The sequence below is a fragment of the Enterobacter sp. DC4 genome, assembly GCF_000568095.1.
Lineage (GTDB): Bacteria > Pseudomonadota > Gammaproteobacteria > Enterobacterales > Enterobacteriaceae > Enterobacter > Enterobacter pseudoroggenkampii.
Window position 1 is genome coordinate 17,724 of sequence record NZ_AZUB01000011.1, and the last position, 19,759, is coordinate 37,482.

Consider the following 19,759-nt stretch of genomic DNA (forward strand, 5'->3'; position numbering starts at 1 on the left):
ATTTCTCAGCGGCTTTTTTGTTGTTATTTGAAGCTGTATTTCACCCCCAGCATCCCCTGGGTATCGCTGTAGCCTTTGTCGCCTATCTGCTGAGCCACGTTGCCCCATACGCTAAGCTGCGGCGTAATCTGTCCCTCTACACCTGTCTTAAGTTCACCGATATTGCGAGTACCGCGCATTTCATTGCTGACGTCATCCATGCGAATGCGCGTGGTCTGGGTATTGTGGATCCAGTTCGCCTCGATAAACGGCTGGAAGGTACGGGATTTACCGTCGTCAATCGCGTTATGTCCGCTGATATAGGCCTTCACGCCGAGACGTGTCATCAGGTTTCCCTGAGTCTCGTCTTTCACCCGCGTGCCGTTGCGCTCGCGATGGTCGTCAGCCTTCACGTCCATCCAAACGGCCTGCGCCTTCGGCTGGACCCAGTAGCTGTTGCGGCCGCTTTCGCCTACCTTAACGCTATAGCCTGCTTCTACTGAAGCGGTCACGCCGCTGGAGCGATAACTCTCTGTGGCCTGATCCTGCCCCATCACCTTATTGTCGAACCAGTTATACAGCATCCAGCTATCCACGTAGGTGCCACTTTTATCTGCGTCGTTTGCGTACCAGGTCCCGTACAGACCGACGCTATAGCCATTCACTTCACCGCGTGAGTGGTAGCCGGTCAGGCTGGAAGCGCTCCGGCTCTGGCTGTTGCCGTAGCCCGCCATCAGACCAAGATGCCACCGATCCAGACCGTCGGTGCTCCACTGGGCGACATCACCACCCATCTGCAGCACGTAGCGATTGGCGGTCGTTTTTAACTGGCCACTGCCGTCTCGGAAACGCGTATGGCCGCCGACGTTACGCATCCACAAGCTCGTTACTTTCTGCTCGCCGGTGAGCATATCGGTGTACTGCGTTTCACCCAGACGGTCGTGCAGACGGGTCATAAACAGCGTATTTGCCGCATAGCTGTTTGCCATATAGCTACCAAATTCCGGACGGTACTGATGCTCGCTTTTCGGTGGTGCTGGCGGTGGGACGGGCTCTTGCGGCGGAATCACCGGGTCGACTGGCGGGTCCACTGGGTCAACTGGTGGATCTACCGGGTCGACTGGCGGGTCCACAGGGTCAACAGGTGGGTCTACCGGGTCAACTGGTGGGTCCACAGGGTCAACTGGTGGGTCGACGGGTTCAACCAGGCTGGTCAGAAACCAGTTTTTACCTTTTTGCACAACGTTATAGTCATAGCCCCCCGCCACGATACGGCTGGCCTTCTCAAACGTCCCCTCAGAGTTGCCGCCAACGCTGACAATTTCAATCCCTTCTACGGTTTGTGCGCCAGTACCGCCAATGTTGTTCACTTCCACGCCGGTATGACCTGAAGTGTTGCCTTCAACGATCAGTTTGTCCGTTTCCGAGGTATCGTCAAACAGCACGGTATTGAAAACCAGCTTGCCGCCGTTGCCGATAAAATCATCACTGATGGTCAGGGTTTGCCACGCCGCATCCTCAGCATGCTGGAAATTAATCGTGCTGCCCGCATTCAGCGTCAGGCTGGTCAGCGTGGAGCTGTCGCGCATATTCCACACGGCATCATTCATCGTAAGCGCGATAGTCCCGGTACCGTTGGCGTTGCTCTCAATATAAGACGCCCCGTTCCACAGTGAGCTGTCATCCATATTCAGCGTAATGGTACTGTTTTGAGCCGGAAGCGTGCTGGTGGCCGCGACGCCGCCTGCGGAGAGGATATCGCCGTTGAGGAGGAATTTACCGCCCGCGGACGCATCAATAACCCCGCCATTGCCGACGTTCATGGCATAACTGCCGTTGTCGCGTTGGCCAGCGGTGGCAATGGTTGCGCCACCCCCGAGCGTTATCACGCCACGTGACCAGGCATACATCCCATGCGGTGCTTGCGCGGAGCTGCTGATTTTCTCGCTGCTGTTGACCGCAATGGTGACGTTATCTCCAGGATTCACCGCGCCTGTGTATGCATAGACGCCATGCGCGCTGGCACCGTTGGTGGTGATGGTCGCGCCTTCATCAAGGGTGATGGTTGACGAGCCGGTAGAATAAACCCCGGAGGCGCTGGACGCGTCGGTGGTTATCGTCGCGTTTTTTCCCAGCTCAATTTTTGACGCTGAACCTGCATACAGGCCGTAGGACGATGTGCCGTAGGTTTCGATGGCGGCCTCATCCCCCAGACGGACATATGAGCCGCTCTGGTTGGTTCGAATCCCCTCGGCGGAGGTCCCACGCGTAACAATGTGCGCACGATCGCCGACGATAATGTTATTTTTGGCCTTCGACGCATCATTCAACGCATAGGCGCTGATGCCCCGACCGGTGCTGCCGGTGGTTTCGATATAGAGATCGTCACCCACATAAATATTGGCGGAGCCGAGAGAGCCCTGGCTGAAGGAGCTGTATCCGGCATTAATACCGTCACCGCTTTGGCCATTGACGTAAATATGGGTGCGGTCGCCGGTAATGATAAATACCGGGTTGTCGGGCGTGTTCATGCCATGGGTACGAATACCGTCGACGTCTTTACCATTGTTGGCGGCCACTTTTGACTGGGTGCGAATAGTGAGATCGTCGCCAAATATCACCCCTGGGCTGCCGGACGTGGAGTTCTGAATAACGGTGACCGAATGCTCAAAGGCTTCCGCCCCCGGTCCTTCAAGGGTGATCCCATCTCCATAGATCGGGATATTACCCGCGCTGTACTGGTAGACATAGTTAGGATCGCTGGTATTTTTGCTAAAGTTCGCGTTTGCCGTTGCAGGAATCAACGCCTGTATTTCTGCAGGCAAGTCCGTTACTGCTCCGGAGGCTGGTAAATTAGCAAAATCTATTACCGCTGCATGTGCGGTAAATAGCGCTGACGATAACGCCAGCGAAATCGCAGCGGCGATTGGTGAGTGTTTCATTAAATATGGCATAGCTAGCCCCTTCTTTCAGGCGTAGAACATCCTCCACAGCATTAGATGTGGGTATGTAAAAAGGTTGAAATTAAAAAATAGAAACGAGAATTTTATGAATGCTGGTACCTAACTTCCTCTCAAGTCGTATTTTATGAACATAAATTTTTTTAACATCAATGCTGTCTGTTTTTATAATCTCCTGAAGGCACGCTCCAGACAAAAATCTGTTAAGCAACGTGAATTCAACAGCATTTAACATGCTGCCACGTCTGCAATTCACCCGTCTCCCGGAGAATAGATGGCTAATTTTTTCCTTTAATATATTGTCGTTATCATTCGAATAAATAACTCCCTTTATTTCACTGTAGTGAGTGAAGAAATAATTGGCCAATGCTTCCAGCTTGCGGTCTGAGATAATCACAATGTTCATGTTAGTTCTCGCCAGACGTTCAATCCATTGCGGATCGGCAAGTACGCGCAGGTTGCACATCGAAAAGTCTACAAAAATAAATCCGCGTAATAAGTGATTCTTGTTTCCTCTCACTATTTTATTTTCTACTGCAATCTGCAGGAAATGGTTATCACCTGGCCAAACTGCGAACGAGGCGTTTCCACAATATTGTGACCGTACTGCGTTATCTGGATATAACTGACAGGACAATTCACAGCTTATGCAGCGGACAACCTTATGCGACGATGTTATCATCCAGTCCACTCCTGTCTTATTTTCGGTATCAATATTTCACTGCCATGCAAATGTGTCAATCTTGAAACATATCCAGTGGGCCTCTCTTGTTTATGAAAAATAGTGGTAAAGAATATAAATTCCTGGTGATGTCTATTCTGTCAGGCCGTAGCTATAGCCAGAGGACATACTTTGGTCGACGTATTCCCAGAACATTCGTCAGTCCATTAAGATTATTCGACAAAAAAAATCCCGGAAGAAGATTTATGAAATAGCACTAATAGCTAAAAATTCGTTTCGTAAATCTGCCGTAACGACCTTCTTTTCTCCGGTTGCGGCTCAATATAATTATTTGACCTGGTGATGTGTAATGAAATCTCATTATGTCGTTTTAGATGAGGGAAACCTAAGAAAAAAGTCTTGTAACAGATTGAAAAATAATACGTTGTTTTTAATCTTAGATGAGGTGGTTTCGCGTCCTAATCCATCTGACCTATAATGTTGTTAAATATACGTATATGTTTTTAGCGTATAAAGTTAAGCATTGTTATTGCAGAGGAAGGGAAAATTGTATCTCATTAACAAGTTGGTCGAGTATGACCCAGAAAACAAAACCCTGGTGAATCATATTACCGGGCGCACGATACAATTGCAGCTTCCTGCCAATCTCTGTTTTCTTTATCTCGTCACCCATCCCGGCGAAATAATTTCGCAAAACCAGTTAATGGTGGTGGGATGGGGGGAGCGCAATGACGTCACCACACCGAATACCTTTTACCAGGCCATTTTGACATTACGCAATGCTCTGGCTGAGGTGGGGTTACCGCGTGATACGGTAAAAACGATTTCGCGCCGCGGGCTTATGCTTTCCGGAACCACTCAGGTTGAAGTATTTACCCCGACTGCTGAGACGGTCATCGTCAATAAAGACGTGGCAATAGCCGATGACACCGCGAGGCAGAGGCCAGTCTGGTTGATAATTACCACCGCGACGCTTTTACTGATCGCCTTTATCAACGGGGTGATATTATATAAACACCACCAGAACATGCCGTTTAGTCACTTTATTCCACTTTCAACGGGCAGCACGAACAACGCTTGCCAGCTTTTTTATGCACCTAATGAACCTATTCAGGATCATTACTTGACCCTGTTAAAAAACAATCCCGGTTTGTGCGCCGAAAAACGATATGTCTTCCTCATCGGCTATAGTAAAACGGAGCGAATCGCGGCGTTTGTCTGTAATAACGATGCGCGACGGGACGCGGCAGCATTATGTACCACGCATTATTTTTGGACGCATGAGCAATGAAGACACTCCGGAACCGTATTATTTTACTGGTGGCGTTTCTGATGGCCGCTATCACCAGCGGCTGGTTAGCGTATTCGCATTTTTCGAGTACGCCGATACGTTGTACGGGAGATGTGGAATGGACGATTGGTAAAAACCGATTTGTGGGTACGGTTTCCTGGCGGATGCAGCATCGGGAGGGGTCAACCGTCATTAACGGTAAATTATTTGGTCAGACGGTTTCTGAAGTTAACCGGACCATCTATTTTCACTACAGCTATCATCAGAACGCGCGCGTATTAAATAACGGTCGGATTGTTAAAACCTTCGCCGATAATGCGGATGAGGCTGATATCAACGCAACGCTGCCAGGTTTTTATCGTACGCCGGGAAGAGAGCTGAGTCTGATGATCGATGAGTATCGGGGAGCCTGGCTTTTTGCCGCGTCAAACGTCCCTTCACTTTACTGTCGTAAAAACGCGCCGTAAAAATCGATCGCACACCTTAGACCGCACGCATAGTCAAATCTCTTTATTCCCGCTACAGTTACCTCTCCACGGCGAGCAGGAGATAAACATGCTTTATATCTTTGATTTAGGAAACGTCATCGTCGATATCGATTTTAATCGCGTGTTGGGTGCATGGAGCGACTTTAGCCGCGTGCCGCTGGCAACGTTAAAGCAAAATTTCGCGATGGGCGAGACCTTCCATCAGCATGAGCGGGGCGAGATCAGTGATGAGGAGTTCGCGGAACGTTTCTGTCAGGAGATGGATCTACCGTTAAGCTACGAGCAGTTTTCCCACGGCTGGCAGGCGGTATTTGTCGCCATTCGGTCTGAGGTGATAGACATCATGCACAAACTGCGCGAGCAGGGGCATCGGGTCGTTGTGCTATCAAATACCAACCGTCTGCACACGACGTTCTGGCCTGAGGAATACCCTGAAGTTAAGGCGGCGGCAGATAAGATCTATCTTTCGCAGGAGATGGGTATGCGTAAGCCTGAAGCGCGAATTTACCAGGCTGTTCTGCAGTCAGAGGGATTCACCGCGGCCGATGCGGTCTTTTTCGATGACAACGCCGATAATATAGAGGGAGCTAATCAGTTGGGTATCACATCAATTCTGGTGACCGGAAAAGAGACGATACCAAACTACTTCGCGAAGCAGCTATGCTAAAAACCGTTCATCAAAAAGCCACGCACCATACTCGCCCACTGCGGGCCTGGCTGAAACTGCTCTGGCACCGTATTGATGAGGACAATATGACCACGCTGGCGGGTAACCTCGCCTACGTGTCGTTGCTCTCATTAGTACCGCTGGTGGCGGTTATCTTTGCCCTGTTTTCCGCCTTTCCGATGTTTGCGGACGTCAGCCTGCAGCTTCGTCATTTTGTCTTCGCGAATTTCATTCCTGCAACCGGGGATGTCATCCAGAACTACATTGAGCAGTTTGTCGCTAATTCCAGCAAGATGACGGCAGTGGGGGCATGCGGGCTTATCGTCACCGCGCTGCTGTTGATGTACGCCATCGATAACGCGCTGAACACGATCTGGCGGAGTAAAAAAGCGCGGCCAAAGGTCTATTCCTTTGCCGTGTACTGGATGATCCTCACGCTGGGGCCGCTGCTGGCTGGGGCGAGCCTGGCGATCAGTTCGTATCTCCTTTCCTTGCGCTGGGCGAGTGATTTAAACGGCGTAATTGATAATGCGCTTCGCATCTTTCCGTTGATCCTGTCGTGGCTCTCATTCTGGCTGCTCTATAGCGTCGTACCGACCACGCGCGTGCCTAACCGTGATGCTGTCGTGGGGGCGCTGGTGGCGGCGTTGCTCTTTGAGCTCGGTAAGAAAGGGTTTGCCCTCTACATCACCATGTTTCCGTCCTATCAGCTGATTTACGGCGTGTTGGCGGTGATCCCCATTTTATTTGTCTGGGTCTACTGGACCTGGTGTATCGTCTTGCTTGGTGCTGAAATAACTGTCACTCTCGGTGTATACCGCGAACTTAAAAAAGCAGCAGCAGCTGAAAAACAACAAGAAGCAGACCAACCATGATTGCATTGATACAGCGCGTAACCCGTGCCAGCGTCACCGTGGAGGGAGAGGTGACGGGTGAAATTGGCCCAGGACTTTTGGTGTTGTTAGGTGTCGAAAAGGATGACGACGAACAAAAAGCCAACCGCTTATGTGAGCGCGTGCTGGGCTACCGTATTTTCAGCGATGCGGAAGGCAAGATGAACCTGAACGTCCAGCAGGCGGGCGGCAGCGTGCTGGTAGTTTCCCAGTTTACGCTGGCAGCGGATACCGAGCGCGGCATGCGCCCGAGTTTCTCTAAAGGCGCCGCGCCGGATCGTGCAGAAGCACTTTACGAGTACTTTGTTGAGCGTTGTCGCCAGCAGGAAATGAATACGCAAACCGGACGATTCGCTGCAGATATGCAGGTGTCGCTGGTGAACGATGGCCCCGTCACATTCTGGCTCCAGGTATGAGCATACTTACGGCATGGCCGCGGGTAACAAGAGAGAGTACAGCTATGTATCACCTTCGAGTACCGCAAACGGAAGAAGAGTTAGACGCTTATTACCAGTTCCGCTGGGAAATGCTGCGCAAGCCATTGCATCAGCCAAAAGGCTCTGAACGCGACGCCTGGGACGCGATGGCCCACCATCAGATGGTGATGGACGAGGAGGGTAACCTCGTCGCCGTCGGGCGTTTGTATATCAACGCCGATAACGAAGCGTCTATTCGCTTTATGGCGGTTCATCCCTCCGTGCAGGACAAAGGTCTGGGGACGCTAATGGCGATGACCCTGGAGTCCGTCGCCCGTCAGGAAGGCGTTAAGCGCGTCACCTGTAGCGCCCGCGAAGATGCCGTAGAATTCTTTGCCAAACTTGGTTTTGTGAATCAGGGGGAGATCACGACCCCGCAAACCACGCCGATTCGTCATTTTTTGATGATCAAACCCATCGCCACGCTGGACGATATTCTGCATCGCGCCGACTGGTGCGGACAGCTCCAGCAGGCCTGGTATCAGCACATTCCGCTCAGTGAAAAAATGGGTGTGCGTATTCAGCAGTACACCGGACAAAAATTTATTACCACCATGCCGGAAACCGGCAATCAGAACCCGCACCACACGCTGTTTGCCGGCAGCCTGTTCTCACTGGCCACGCTCACCGGCTGGGGGCTGATCTGGCTGATGCTGCGCGAGCGCCATCTGGGTGGCACCATCATTCTGGCCGATGCTCACATCCGCTATAGCGCACCGATCAGCGGCAAGCCGAGCGCGGTGGCCGATCTGGGGTCACTGGGCGGCGATCTGGACCGTCTGGCACGTGGCCGCAAGGCTCGCGTACAAATGCAGGTTGAACTGTTTGGCGATAAAACACCGGGCGCGGTGTTTGAAGGCACCTATATCGTTCTTCCGGCGAAGCCCTTCGGCGCGTATGAAGAGGGTGGGAACGAGGAGGAGTAATCTCCTGTTCACTCTTACCGGGCGTGCTGAATCCGCCCGGCGATATCCCGCATAACATCTCGCGCTGACTGGCTGATGCCGCCAAGCTGAAAGAAGCCATGGATGACGCCCAGCCAGCGCTGAGCGGTACACTTCACACCCTGCTCAGTCAGATGCTGATACAACATTTCTCCCTCATCACAGAGCGGATCGTACTCTGCGGTAATGATGTGCACTGGCGGAAGCCCGTAAAAATCATCGCGCCAAAGCGGGCTCGCTTCGGGATGCTGACGGTCAGTCTCTGCGAGATACATTTCATACCCGCTGAGCAGGGTATCCCGGGTGATAACGTAATCCGTGCCATTGAGGGCATAGCTTTCAAAACTGGCGGTGGCGTCGAGCATGGGGTAGATAAGAATAAGCTGTGCGGGTTTCCATCGCCCCTTCGCGTTGAGCCGCAATGACGTTACCAGCGCAAGATGTCCCCCCGCGCTGTCTCCACAAAGGGTGAGCCGGTTCCTGTCGACGCCTAATTTGTCCGCATATTGCCATACCAGCTCCGCACCTCTTTCCGCATCGTCATGTGCGGCGGGGAAGGTATGCTCCGGTGCCAGCCTGTACTGGATCGCAATCACCCGACAATTGCTGTAGCAGGCTAACTGACGAAGTTGGTTGTCATGGGTATCAAAGCCGCCGCTGATAAAGCATCCACCGTGATAGTAGATCGCTGCAGGCAATATTTCAGGTGCATTGAGAGGTGAAAATACCCGAATGGTAAGACCCTCAAGAACAAGCGTCTCCACCTGTACGCGCGTTTCGGTCTCCCCGGCAAGCCCCGTGCTGGCAATATAGCCCGCTCGTCGTACTTCAACACTCTGTCGACGTGAAGACGGCCGCCCTGCAGCGATAAACCCCTGAACCAGCTGCGCAATACCCTGTTCCAGCGCCATGAAAAATTCCCTTTTACTGTATGGATAAACAGTTTTATAGCCTGGTTTGATTCAAAAGAAAACAAGAATATTGTTGCGGATAACAATCTGGAAAGCGGCCCGCAAATAGAAGGCAAACTATTGGCTGGGACTTTAACCCTACTGAGAGAAAGTGTATGTTGCCTTGAAAATAGACAATAGTGATATACTGAGGTGATATATGAGTTTACTGGCGGAGCTTAACATGGGCAGAATTCTGGTCGATTTGTCGGATGACGTTATTCAACGTCTCGATAACCTCAAACAGCTGCGTAACCAACCTCGTGCCGAATTACTGCGTGAAGCAATTGAGCAGTATCTCGATCAGCAAAGCTCATCCGTTATCCGTGATGCGCTTGGTCTGTGGGGGAACCAGCAAGAAGACGGTTTAGAGTATGAACGCAAGCTGCGTGAGGAGTGGTAGCTATGGAACACATGGCGGTTTTTGATACCAATATCCTGATCGACCTTTTCAACAATCGCGTCGAGGCAGCAAATACGATCGAAAACACAGCGTCGCACCGGTCAATCAGTCTAATCACATGGATGGAAGTCATGGTGGGGGCACGCAAACATGGCCACGAAGCGAAAACAGCGTCGGTAATGGGCGCATTTGAGATTATCGATGTAACCCGAGAGATCGCTGAAAGAAGCGTCGTGCTCCGTGAGAAGCATGGCATGAAACTGCCGGATGCCATTATTTTAGCGACTGCCCAAAGCAGAAATTGCCCGTTAATCACCCGGAATACTAAAGACTTTCAGGGCATTCCAGGGGTTGTTTCACCATACCAGCTGTAGGCCGGGCAAGCACGCGCTGCCCGGCACTGTTACAGGGAATTACTCCCCTTCACCCGGGAACAGGAACGGGTTGATCGAGCTGCGGGCAAAGCCCTCCTGCTCCATTTTCGCGTCCAGAATCAGCGAGGCAAGATCGTCGGCCACCGCTTCGACTTTCGGGTCTTTTTCCTGATACAGAATCTTCAGGTAAGTGCCGCAGTCGCCGCAGCTTTCGGCTTTCACCGCCGCGTCTTCATTTTCCAGCGACCAGTAGTTCAGATCGCGGGTCTGCTCGCAGTTGCTGCACTTGATGCGCACCACGTGCCACTCGGTTTCACACAGGTTGCAGTGCAGGTAGCGCAGCCCCTGCGTGGTGCCGATTTGCACCATGCTCGATACCGGCATGGAGCCGCAGACCGGGCAGAACTGGCGCGCTTCGCCGTATTCGGCGCGCGCTTTGCCCGGGATCAGGCTTGCCATTTGCGCCCAGTAGAGCGACAGGGCAGCCCAGATAAACGGCGCTTTATCGCTGCTCACCAGCGAGAAGTCAGAGGCAAACAGCGCGCTCGCCATCTCTTCCAGCTCTTGTTCGGACGCTTTTTCCAGATTCTCAATGACCGCCAGCGCGGTACCGCTCATCTCGGGTTTAAGCTCGGCAATCAGCGAATGCAGCAGCTTCTGCCAGTGCTTGTCGCGCGGCAGGACGTGAATGTCCAGCGGCGGCTTGCCCTGCGCGTTGGCTTCTTTGATGCGCGCGGTCAGGTCCATTTGCAGGGGATGATCGTACAGCACCACTTCCTGCGCGTGGGCGACCAGCGCGGCAAAGCGCAGAAAATCACCCAGCGGGTTGTTCTCTGCCAGCTCACGCAGACGCTCTGCGCGGCGGTTGTAGAGGTTCTTGAGTCTGGGGAATAACAACGGCGGAATATAATCCGCCGTGCGTTTCTCGCTCGACCCCAGCTCATCTTGCGGGATTATGCGAATACTCATTCAGATGACTTTTCCTGTTTCTGGCGGACTTCACGGTACCAGCGCGGGTGATGCTTCTTCGCCCACGTACTGGTTACCCATCCTTCCACCATCGCGGTAATGGTGCCTTTCACCCAAAGGGCGGCGTAGATATGCACCATGATAACCACAATTAACGCCACTGCGGCAAATGAATGCAGCATCAGCGCGAATCGGATCACCGGGATTGAGAAAGCAGGCGCAAAGTACGGACGCCAGATGATCACGCCGCTCACCAGCAACAGGACCAGGAAGATAATCGCCGCCCAGAATACGCATTTCTGGCCGAAGTTATAACGCCCGGTATCACCCACTTCCTCGTTGACGACGATCTTACGAATATTCTTCGCCCAAAAGATATCATCCCGATTGATTAGGTTATGGTGCCAGTAGCGGAAAAACATGATGATGAACGACGCGAACATGATGACGCCCACAAACGGGTGCAGAATACGCGCCAGCTGTGGTGTCCCCATGATCTGCATCAGCCAGTTGAAGGACGGGAAGAAGAACCCCAGCCCGCTTATCGCCGCCAGCATGAAGCAGAAGGCGGTGACCCAGTGGTTGATGCGTTCCGGCGCGGTGTAGCGCACGATGGTGTCACGTTTTCTCATTTGCGCACCTCGTCTTTCTCTTCATGCAGGTTGTCGTCTTCCTCTTCCGCGCGGTTCGGACCAACGCCGACGTAGTGGAAGATGCTCGCTGCGAAGGTGGCAGCAAAGCCCACCGCTGCCAGCGGTTTCCAGATGCCTTTCCAGAACTTCACGGTGGCGCTGATTTCCGGGTTCTCCGGCAGGCCGTGATACAGGTTCGGCTTGTCGGCGTGGTGCAGCACGTACATCACGTGCGTACCGCCAACCCCGGCCGGATCGTACAGGCCCGCGTTGTCGTAACCGCGGGTTTTCAGCTCGCCCACGCGCTCTGCCGCCAGCGTTTTCATATCCTCTTTGGAGCCAAAGTGGATAGCGCCGGTTGGGCAGGTCTTCACGCATGCAGGCTCCTGGCCGACGGTAACGCGGTCAACGCACAGCGTGCATTTGTAGACGCGGTTGTCTTCCGGGTTCAATCGCGGTACGTCGAACGGACAGCCCGCGATGCAGTAGCCGCAGCCGATGCACTGTTCGGACTGGAAGTCGACGATGCCGTTGGCATACTGAATGATAGCCCCTTCTGACGGACATGCCTTGAGGCAGCCCGGATCCGCACAGTGCATACAGCCGTCTTTGCGGATAAGCCATTCCAGTTTGTCGTTCTGCTCCACTTCCGAGAAACGCATCACCGTCCAGGACTTGGCGGTCAGGTCCGCCGGGTTGTCGTACACCCCGACGTTGTGACCCACTTCGTCACGCAGATCGTTCCACTCTGAACACGCCACCTGACAGGCTTTACAGCCGATACAGGTGGTCACGTCGATAAGCTTCGCCACTTCCTGCTGGTGGTCCCGCGCCTGAGGCGCGGGCGTGAAACCATTAGTCGCGGAACGACGGATAATGTCTTGAGATTGATAAGCCATAAGTCGTCTCCGTTACACCTTTTCCACGTTCACGAGGAAGGCCTTAAACTCCGGCGTCTGCGTGTTCGCATCACCGACGAACGGCGTCAGGGTGTTCGCAATGAACCCTTTCTTCGCCACGCCCTCATAGCCCCAGTGAATCGGAATACCGATGGTATCCACCTGCTGACCATGAACGTTCAGCGTGCGAATACGCTTGGTCACCACCGCCTTGGCCTTAATGTAGCCGCGGTTAGAGGAGACCTTCACGGTATCGCCATGGGCAATCCCGAGCTTGTTCGCCAGCTTCTCGCCGATCTCCACAAACTGTTCCGGCTGCGCGATGGCGTTAAGCAGCGCGTGCTTGGTCCAGTAGTGGAAGTGCTCGGTCAGACGGTAGGTGGTACCCACGTACGGGAACTTGTCTTTTTTACCCAGCGCTTCGAAATCGCCCTTAAAGATACGGGCTGCCGGGTTAGAGACCACGTTCGGGTGCAGCGGGTTGGTGCCCAGCGGCGTCTCAAACGGCTCGTAGTGTTCCGGGAACGGACCTTCCGCCATCTTATCGATAGCAAACAGGCGTCCCATCCCTTCAGGCTGCATGATAAACGGCCCAACGTCGCTGCCCGGTGCGGCAGTGCTGTAGTCCGGAATATCCACGCCGCCCCATTTCGCGCCGTCCCACTTCAGAAGCTGACGCTTCGGATCCCACGGGTTGCCCTGCGGGTCAGCGGATGCGCGGTTATAGAGGATGCGGCGGTTAAGCGGCCACGCCCATGCCCAGCCCAGCGTATTGCCAAGGCCCGACGGATCGGCGTTATCGCGGTTGGCCATCTGGTTGCCCTTCGGCGTCCAGCTACCGGCAAAGATCCAGCAGCCGCTGGAGGTGGTGCCGTCATCGCGCAGGTGCGCGAAGGTGCTGAGCTGATCGCCTTTCTTCGCCAGTACGGTGCCGGTGGCCGGGTCGATAACGTCCGCCAGCGCCTTACCGTTGCTCTCCATCGCCACTTCTTCTGGCGCAGGGTTTTCCGGCGTCGAGTAGTTCCAGGTCATGTTCAGGACCGGTTCCGGGTTCGCGCCGCCTTCTGCCGCGTACATCTTACGCAGGCGCAAGAAGATTCCGGCCAGGATCTCGCCGTCGTTCATGGCGATGCCCGGGGCGTCTGCGCCTTTCCAGTGCCACTGCAGCCAGCGTCCGGAGTTAACGATAGACCCGTTCTCTTCCGCAAAGCAGGTTGACGGCAGACGGAACACTTCGGTCTGAATCTTCGACGGATCGACGTCGTTCGATTCACCGTGGTTCTGCCAGAAGGTCGAGGTCTCGGTATTGAGCGGGTCAATCGTCACCAGGAACTTCAGCTTCGACAGAGACTCAACAACCTTGTTCTTGTTCGGGAACGAGGCCACCGGGTTAAAGCCCTGGCACAGATAGCCGTTCACTTTGCCCTGGTGCATCATCTCGAAATACTGCAGAACGTCGTAGCCTTTGTCCCACTTCGGCAGCCAGTCAAAGCCCCAGCTGTTTTCCGCCGTCGCTTTATCGCCGAAGAACGCTTTCATCATGGAAACGAAGAACTTCGGATAGTTGCCCCAGTAGTTCACCTGGCCTTCAAGCAGCGGTTTAGGCGTGCTGGCCGTCAGGTAGGTTTGCAGGTCGGTCTGTTTTTCGCTTGGCAGGTTCATGTAACCCGGCAGGCTTTGAGACAGCAGGCCGAGGTCGGTCAGACCCTGAATGTTGGAGTGACCGCGCAGGGCGTTCACGCCGCCGCCTGCCATCCCCATGTTGCCGAGCAGCAGCTGAACCATCGCCATGGTACGGATGTTCTGCGCGCCGATGGAGTGTTGCGTCCAGCCGAGGGCGTACAGGAACGACGCGGTTTTATCTTTCGCGCTGGTTTCGGCGATCAGCTCGCACACCTTCAGGAAGTCCGCCTTCGGCGTACCACAGATGTTTTCGACAACCTCCGGCGTGTAGCGGGAGACGTGCTCTTTCAGCAGATTCCACACGCAGCGCGGGTGTTGCAGGGTGGTGTCGCGCTTCGCAAAGCCTTTCTCATCCAGCTCGTAGTTCCAGCTGGTTTTATCGTATTTGCGTTTTTCGGCGTCGTAACCGCTGAACAGGCCATCTTCGAAGTGGTAATCCTCACGCACGATCAGGCTGGCGTTGGTATAGGCTTCGGTGTATTCGCGGTTGTATTTTTCGTTGGTCATCAGGTACAGCAGTACGCCTGACAGGAAAGTGATGTCAGTACCTGAACGAATAGGGGTGTAGAAATCCGCCACTGACGCAGTACGCGTAAAGCGGGGATCGATCACAATCAGTTTCGCACCGTTGTGGATTTTGGCTTCCATCGCCCAGCGGAACCCGACAGGGTGCGCTTCAGCGGCGTTACCGCCCATCACCACAATGAGGTTGGCGTTCTTGATGTCGACCCAGTGGTTGGTCATCGCACCGCGACCAAATGTTGGAGCAAGACTTGCTACCGTTGGTCCGTGTCAGACACGCGCCTGGTTGTCGACCGCGAGCATACCGAGTGCGCGCGTAAATTTCTGGGTTAAATAACCGGTTTCGTTGCTGGAAGCAGAGGCACACAGCATCCCGGTGGAGAGCCAGCGGTTGACCGTAACGCCGTCGGCGTTCTTCTCAACAAAGTTGGCATCGCGGTCTTCTTTAATGTGTTTTGCGATGCGATCAAACGCCTCTTCCCAGCTGATTTGCTGCCATTTGTCGGAGCCAGGCGCACGATATTCAGGGAATTTGAGGCGGCTTTCGGAGTGGATAAAGTCCACCAGACCGGCCCCTTTCGGGCACAATGCGCCGCGGTTGACCGGATGATCCGGGTCGCCTTCGATATGGAAAATAGACGCTTTGGCGTTTTTAGCACCGTCGCCGAGGCTATACATTAACAGCCCGCAACCGACAGAGCAGTACGTACAGGTATTACGGGTTTCACGGGTGCGCAGCAGTTTATACTGCCGCGTTTCCGCCAGCGCTACGCCGGGCGCAAAGCCCAGTGCCGCTGCCGTGGTGCCTGCCATACCGCCAGCGCAGATCTTAAAGAACTGCCTTCTGCTGACCTGCATGGGTCACTCCTTGTTTCGACATTGCTTACATATGTAGTTTTAACTTCGCGGTTGAGAATTGACCGCAAAGGAGAAAAATTTGCGTTAATCCCTCAATTCCACGAGGGATATCATCAGAATACCACATTGTCGGTACCGCTGTTCTAATGGCGTTAATACAAAGTGAACGTATTATCACCATGTTGATTATAAAGTGTGATATTGATCACATTAAAAGCTCTGCATGTTAAAGCGGTGTAGCTGGTGGCAGGTTGCACCCCTGCTAAATGAGTAGGAGAATGGTTGTCGAAAAGTTGATCCATACTATGCGTAACACCTGTGGATTATGCTGCAATAGCAGGCTCACCTCCGTGGTTGTTCAGGAATACCGCTGTGTCTAAACAAAACCGTACTCCCCACTCGTCACCACTGCCTGCGGGCATTGTGGAACTGTCGGTACACAGACCGCCCCACATCACCCATGCCACGCCGGATTTTCTGGCGGAAGAGGTGCCCGTTGCGCTCGTTTACAACGGTATCTCGCATGTGGTGATGATGGCTTCGCCAAAAGATCTTGATCTGTTCGCCATCGGTTTTTCCCTCTCGGAAGGCATCATCGAGCATCCGCAAGACATCTACGGCATGGATGTGGTGCAGGCCTGCAACGGTCTCGAAGTGCAAATCGAACTCTCCAGCCGCCGCTTTATGGGGCTGAAAGAGCGCCGCCGCGCGCTGGCCGGGCGTACCGGCTGCGGCGTCTGTGGCGTAGAGCAACTCAATGATATTGGTAAACCCGTTGCGCCATTGCCGTTTACTCAGACCTTTAATCTGGCTCACCTCGACCATGCGCTTGAGCACCTGAACGATGTACAGCCCATCGGCCAGCTGAGCGGCTGTACGCACGCGGCGGCATGGGTGTTGCCGTCGGGAGAGATTGCCGGTGGGCATGAGGACGTTGGCCGCCATGTGGCGCTGGATAAGCTGCTGGGGCGCCGGGCGCGTGAAAGTGACGTCTGGAAGCAGGGGGCGGCTCTCGTTTCCAGCCGGGCCAGCTACGAGATGGTGCAAAAGTCCGCCATGTGCGGTGTGGAAATTTTGTTCGCGGTGTCGGCGGCGACCACATTGGCGGTGGAGGTAGCGGAGCGCTGTAACCTGACGCTGGTGGGTTTCTGCAAGCCGGGAAGGGTGACCATTTATACCCATCCACAGCGATTAATACTCAATCAATAATTTTGAATGATAATAGCAAATCCTTCCGCTTTTAGTTGTTCATGATGAGGTCTAGTATTTATCTCATCAAGGCACGGTGCCTTACCTAAACAACTTAATGAAAGGGTTTATATTATGAAAAGCATCAAAACTTTTGTCGCTATAATCGCTCTGGCTACTTCTTTCGGTTCTTTCGCTGCTCAGACCGTGACCGCAACCGCGTCAACCATTGACGGCGCAGAAGCGAAAATCGCGGCTCAGGCTCAGGAAGCCGGCGCGTCATCTTACAAAATTACCCAGGCGTTCTCAGGTAACCGCGTACACATGACCGCTGAACTGACGAAATAAGCTGTCACACCGTCGAAAGAGCGCCCCCGGGGCGCTTTTTTAGTTTATGCCCGCCACGCGCAGCAGCGCGGTTACCACTGCCGCCGCCACGATCACCACAATTAACGGCATCTTTCTCCAGGCCAAAAACACCGCAAACGCCACGCCCAGCACGCGCGCCATACCGGCAAAATGGTTGCCCTCATAAAACGTGGTCGCCAGCGCCACGGAAAAAAGCAGCACTGTTGCCGCGTCCGAAAGCAGCGCCTGAGAGCGTTCTGACAGTGCCAGCCTGCTGCCCAGTTTCGCCCCGCCAAGACGCATCAGATACGTTCCCGCAGACAAAATGGCGATGCCGAGAATAAAAAACGTCATATTTCCCATTATTTTTTCCTCGCAGCAAGACCCAGTAAAGAGAGCAGCACCGGTAATCCTACCGGGGCAAACGGCACGGCAGCCAGTGAAAGCGCGGCCCCGCTGCAGGCGCGGATCAGCGTGGTACGGTTTTTAAATGCGGGAACCACCAGCGCCAGCAATATGGCCGGAAATACCGCGTCCAGGCCGATGGTTTCCGGGTCAGGTAACAGTTTGCCAACCATGGCACCCAGCAGCGCACCGAGCGGCCAGACGATGGCGACGCCTAAGCCGCACAGCCAGTAGGCGGCCTTACGCTGCTCGGCGGTTTTTTGCGACAGGCCAAACACCACGCTTTCGTCGTTCATAATGTGGCAGCCCAACAGGCTCAGACCGCGTTTGCCTACCAGTTCACGCACCGTCACGCCAAACGGCACGTGCCGCGCGTTGACCAGCAACCCCGCGGCTGCGGCTGCCAGTGGGTTACCGCCGCTTGCCACAATGCCGATAAACATAAACTCTGACGCGCCCGCGAGTACGGTGATGGAGAGTACAAACGGTACCCAGACCGGGAAACCGTAGGCCATCGCCAGGGAGCCGTAGGACATCCCGACCACGCCCACCGCGAGGCAGACCAGGATGATTGCTTTTATGGTGTCGCCTTTCAGGCAAGAGAGATGATGCTTCATACAATTTTAGCCATATCGAACGTGTATCCATTATAATGAACGCAACGAAACTGATTTTCAAGGCGAACGATTCGTTCGTTTTATAGAACAAGAGGCCGTTATATGACGCAGCCGATCAGCCTGATCGCCAAAAGTCTGGTGCGAGAACGCCTGCGAACCGGGCTTTCACTGGCGGAAATTGCCCGTCGTGCCGGGATCGCAAAATCCACCCTTTCCCAGCTGGAGTCCGGCAACGGTAACCCTAGCCTGGAAACGCTGTGGTCGCTTTGCGTGGCGCTGGATATTCCTTTCGCCCGCCTGCTTGAGCCGCAGTTGCCGACCACACAGGTGATCCGCCGCGGTGAAGGGACGAAAGTGGTCGCCGGACAGGCTAATTACGAGGCTATTTTACTGGCCGCATGCCCCCCCGGCGCGCGCCGCGATGTTTATCTTCTGATGACCCAGCCGGGTGCAGACCGTATTTCACAGCCGCATCCGCCGGGCTCGGTTGAGCATATCATTGTCACGCAGGGACGGGCGCTGGTTGGCCTGCTTGACGCGGCGGAAGAGCTCGGCGCAGGGGATTACATTTGTTATCCCGCCGACCAGCCGCACATCTTTAAGGCCCTGGAGCCAGACACTTACGCGCTGCTGGTGGCGGAACAAAACTAACCCGACAATGCTGTCGTCTTCGCGGCAGCATCTTCCGTTAACCTCCTGAGTGAATTACCCATTTTAGCTTTTGTCAGAATGTGAATAACCTTATAAAAACTACGGCATTGATAATCATTTTCAATATCATTTAATTAACTATAATGAACCAACTGCTTACGCGGCATTAACAGCTGTGCCGCCCGACAATAATGGAGAGGATTATGAGTTATACACTGCCATCCCTGCCGTATGCCTACGACGCACTGGAACCGCATTTCGACAAGCAGACGATGGAAATCCATCACACTAAACACCATCAGACCTATGTGAACAATGCGAACGCCGCGCTGGAAAGCCTACCAGAGTTCGCTAACCTGCCTGTTGAAGAGCTGATCACCAAGCTGGACCAGCTGCCAGCGGACAAGAAAACCGTTCTGCGTAACAACGCTGGCGGCCACGCTAACCACAGCCTGTTCTGGAAAGGCCTGAAAACCGGTACCACCCTGCAGGGCGACCTGAAAGCGGCTATCGAGCGCGACTTCGGTTCCGTGGACAACTTCAAAGCGGAATTCGAAAAAGCCGCTGCTACTCGTTTCGGTTCTGGCTGGGCGTGGCTGGTTTTGAAAGGTGACAAACTGGCGGTGGTTTCTACTGCGAACCAGGACTCCCCGCTGATGGGTGAAGCGATCTCTGGCGCATCCGGCTTCCCAATCCTGGGTCTGGACGTGTGGGAACACGCTTACTACCTGAAATTCCAGAACCGTCGCCCGGACTACATCAAAGCCTTCTGGGACGTGGTGAACTGGGACGAAGCTGCAGCACGTTTCGCCGCTAAAAAATAAGGTTGCGTTGACGCCTGTGAGAAGCGAGTCTTATGACTCGCTTTTTTTGTATCTGC

The 19,759-nt window shown here is 54.1% G+C and carries 21 protein-coding genes; 12 read left to right on the forward strand and 9 right to left on the reverse strand.

Annotated elements, in window-relative coordinates; translation table 11 throughout:
- Positions 1-23: 23 nt before the first annotated feature.
- Both P349_RS02720 and P349_RS02715 read right to left on the reverse strand, forming a co-directional pair.
- Positions 24-2,933 carry an autotransporter outer membrane beta-barrel domain-containing protein gene (locus tag P349_RS02720; RefSeq protein ID WP_032648432.1) on the reverse strand — a complete coding sequence of 970 codons (2,910 nt, stop codon included), beginning with the start codon at positions 2,931-2,933 and terminating at the stop codon, positions 24-26.
- A 70-nt stretch (positions 2,934-3,003) separates the two neighbouring features.
- Positions 3,004-3,621 (reverse strand): hypothetical protein, encoded by a 618-nt coding sequence (locus P349_RS02715; protein WP_032648434.1) that lies wholly within the window; start codon positions 3,619-3,621, stop codon positions 3,004-3,006.
- Positions 3,622-4,168: 547 nt separating this feature from the next.
- Between P349_RS02715 and P349_RS02710 the strand changes: the two genes are divergently transcribed.
- The 6 genes from P349_RS02710 to fabY all read left to right on the forward strand — a co-directional run bounded on the left by P349_RS02710 (position 4,169) and on the right by fabY (position 8,362).
- Positions 4,169-4,912, forward strand: coding sequence for a winged helix-turn-helix domain-containing protein (locus P349_RS02710; protein WP_032648435.1), 744 nt, complete (start codon positions 4,169-4,171; stop codon positions 4,910-4,912).
- Positions 4,909-5,379, forward strand: coding sequence for a hypothetical protein (locus tag P349_RS02705; protein ID WP_032648438.1), 471 nt, complete (start codon positions 4,909-4,911; stop codon positions 5,377-5,379). The genes P349_RS02710 and P349_RS02705 overlap by 4 nt, the downstream gene beginning before the upstream one ends.
- An 88-nt stretch (positions 5,380-5,467) precedes the next feature.
- The gene (yihX, locus tag P349_RS02700; RefSeq protein WP_032648440.1) at positions 5,468-6,067 is read left to right on the forward strand and encodes a glucose-1-phosphatase; all 600 of its coding nucleotides are present in this window, start codon (positions 5,468-5,470) and stop codon (positions 6,065-6,067) included.
- Positions 6,061-6,942, forward strand: a complete 882-nt coding sequence (locus P349_RS02695) for a virulence factor BrkB family protein (protein WP_032648442.1) — start codon at positions 6,061-6,063, stop codon at positions 6,940-6,942. Before yihX ends, P349_RS02695 begins: the two co-directional genes overlap by 7 nt.
- Entirely contained in the window at positions 6,939-7,376 is a 438-nt protein-coding gene (gene dtd / locus P349_RS02690; RefSeq protein ID WP_008501836.1) for a D-aminoacyl-tRNA deacylase, read from the forward strand. The genes P349_RS02695 and dtd overlap by 4 nt, the downstream gene beginning before the upstream one ends.
- 44 nt (positions 7,377-7,420) lie before the next feature.
- Positions 7,421-8,362 (forward strand): fatty acid biosynthesis protein FabY, encoded by a 942-nt coding sequence (gene fabY / locus P349_RS02685; protein WP_023309755.1) that lies wholly within the window; start codon positions 7,421-7,423, stop codon positions 8,360-8,362.
- Between the two features lie 14 nt (positions 8,363-8,376).
- Here the strand turns inward: fabY and P349_RS02680 are convergent, their stop codons facing one another.
- Positions 8,377-9,291, reverse strand: coding sequence for an alpha/beta hydrolase (locus tag P349_RS02680; protein WP_032648444.1), 915 nt, complete (start codon positions 9,289-9,291; stop codon positions 8,377-8,379).
- Positions 9,292-9,490: 199 nt separating this feature from the next.
- Here P349_RS02680 and P349_RS02675 point away from each other — a divergent pair, with 199 nt between their 5' ends.
- On the forward strand, positions 9,491-9,733 hold the full coding sequence (locus P349_RS02675) for a ribbon-helix-helix protein, CopG family (RefSeq protein ID WP_024909210.1): 243 nt from the start codon (positions 9,491-9,493) through the stop codon (positions 9,731-9,733).
- Positions 9,734-9,735: 2 nt separating this feature from the next.
- Positions 9,736-10,107: a type II toxin-antitoxin system VapC family toxin gene (locus P349_RS02670; RefSeq protein WP_032648446.1), complete on the forward strand. Its 372-nt coding sequence runs from the start codon at positions 9,736-9,738 to the stop codon at positions 10,105-10,107.
- Positions 10,108-10,146: 39 nt separating this feature from the next.
- Here P349_RS02670 and fdhE read toward each other — a convergent pair whose 3' ends face one another.
- Genes fdhE through fdnG form a run of 4 tightly spaced genes read right to left on the reverse strand, consistent with a single transcriptional unit; the run spans position 10,147 to position 15,670 of the window.
- A complete protein-coding gene (gene fdhE, locus P349_RS02665; RefSeq protein WP_008501833.1) occupies positions 10,147-11,076 on the reverse strand; it encodes a formate dehydrogenase accessory protein FdhE in 930 nt (309 codons plus the stop codon).
- Positions 11,073-11,708, reverse strand: coding sequence for a formate dehydrogenase cytochrome b556 subunit (fdoI, locus tag P349_RS02660; RefSeq protein ID WP_008501832.1), 636 nt, complete (start codon positions 11,706-11,708; stop codon positions 11,073-11,075). Before fdoI ends, fdhE begins: the two co-directional genes overlap by 4 nt.
- Entirely contained in the window at positions 11,705-12,607 is a 903-nt protein-coding gene (fdxH, locus tag P349_RS02655; protein WP_008501831.1) for a formate dehydrogenase subunit beta, read from the reverse strand. The genes fdoI and fdxH overlap by 4 nt, the downstream gene beginning before the upstream one ends.
- 12 nt (positions 12,608-12,619) lie before the next feature.
- Positions 12,620-15,670 (reverse strand): formate dehydrogenase-N subunit alpha, encoded by a 3,051-nt coding sequence (gene fdnG, locus P349_RS02650; RefSeq protein ID WP_152540069.1) that lies wholly within the window; start codon positions 15,668-15,670, stop codon positions 12,620-12,622.
- A 372-nt stretch (positions 15,671-16,042) separates the two neighbouring features.
- On the opposite strand from fdnG, the gene fdhD reads away from it, so the two are divergent.
- Together fdhD and P349_RS02635 are read left to right on the forward strand one after the other, a co-directional pair.
- Complete coding sequence (gene fdhD / locus P349_RS02640) at positions 16,043-16,879, forward strand: formate dehydrogenase accessory sulfurtransferase FdhD (protein WP_032648450.1); 837 nt, start codon at positions 16,043-16,045, stop codon at positions 16,877-16,879.
- Positions 16,880-16,993: 114 nt separating this feature from the next.
- Complete coding sequence (locus P349_RS02635; RefSeq protein WP_032648452.1) at positions 16,994-17,206, forward strand: DUF1471 domain-containing protein; 213 nt, start codon at positions 16,994-16,996, stop codon at positions 17,204-17,206.
- A 39-nt stretch (positions 17,207-17,245) separates the two neighbouring features.
- Here P349_RS02635 and P349_RS02630 read toward each other — a convergent pair whose 3' ends face one another.
- Positions 17,246-17,569: an AzlD domain-containing protein gene (locus P349_RS02630; protein WP_032648454.1), complete on the reverse strand. Its 324-nt coding sequence runs from the start codon at positions 17,567-17,569 to the stop codon at positions 17,246-17,248.
- Entirely contained in the window at positions 17,569-18,228 is a 660-nt protein-coding gene (locus P349_RS02625) for an AzlC family ABC transporter permease (protein ID WP_023333870.1), read from the reverse strand. Before P349_RS02625 ends, P349_RS02630 begins: the two co-directional genes overlap by 1 nt.
- Positions 18,229-18,330: 102 nt before the next feature.
- On the opposite strand from P349_RS02625, the gene P349_RS02620 reads away from it, so the two are divergent.
- Positions 18,331-18,879: a helix-turn-helix domain-containing protein gene (locus P349_RS02620; protein ID WP_023309744.1), complete on the forward strand. Its 549-nt coding sequence runs from the start codon at positions 18,331-18,333 to the stop codon at positions 18,877-18,879.
- Between the two features lie 203 nt (positions 18,880-19,082).
- Positions 19,083-19,703 carry a superoxide dismutase [Mn] gene (gene sodA / locus P349_RS02615; protein ID WP_003861999.1) on the forward strand — a complete coding sequence of 207 codons (621 nt, stop codon included), beginning with the start codon at positions 19,083-19,085 and terminating at the stop codon, positions 19,701-19,703.
- Positions 19,704-19,759: the final 56 nt, after the last annotated feature.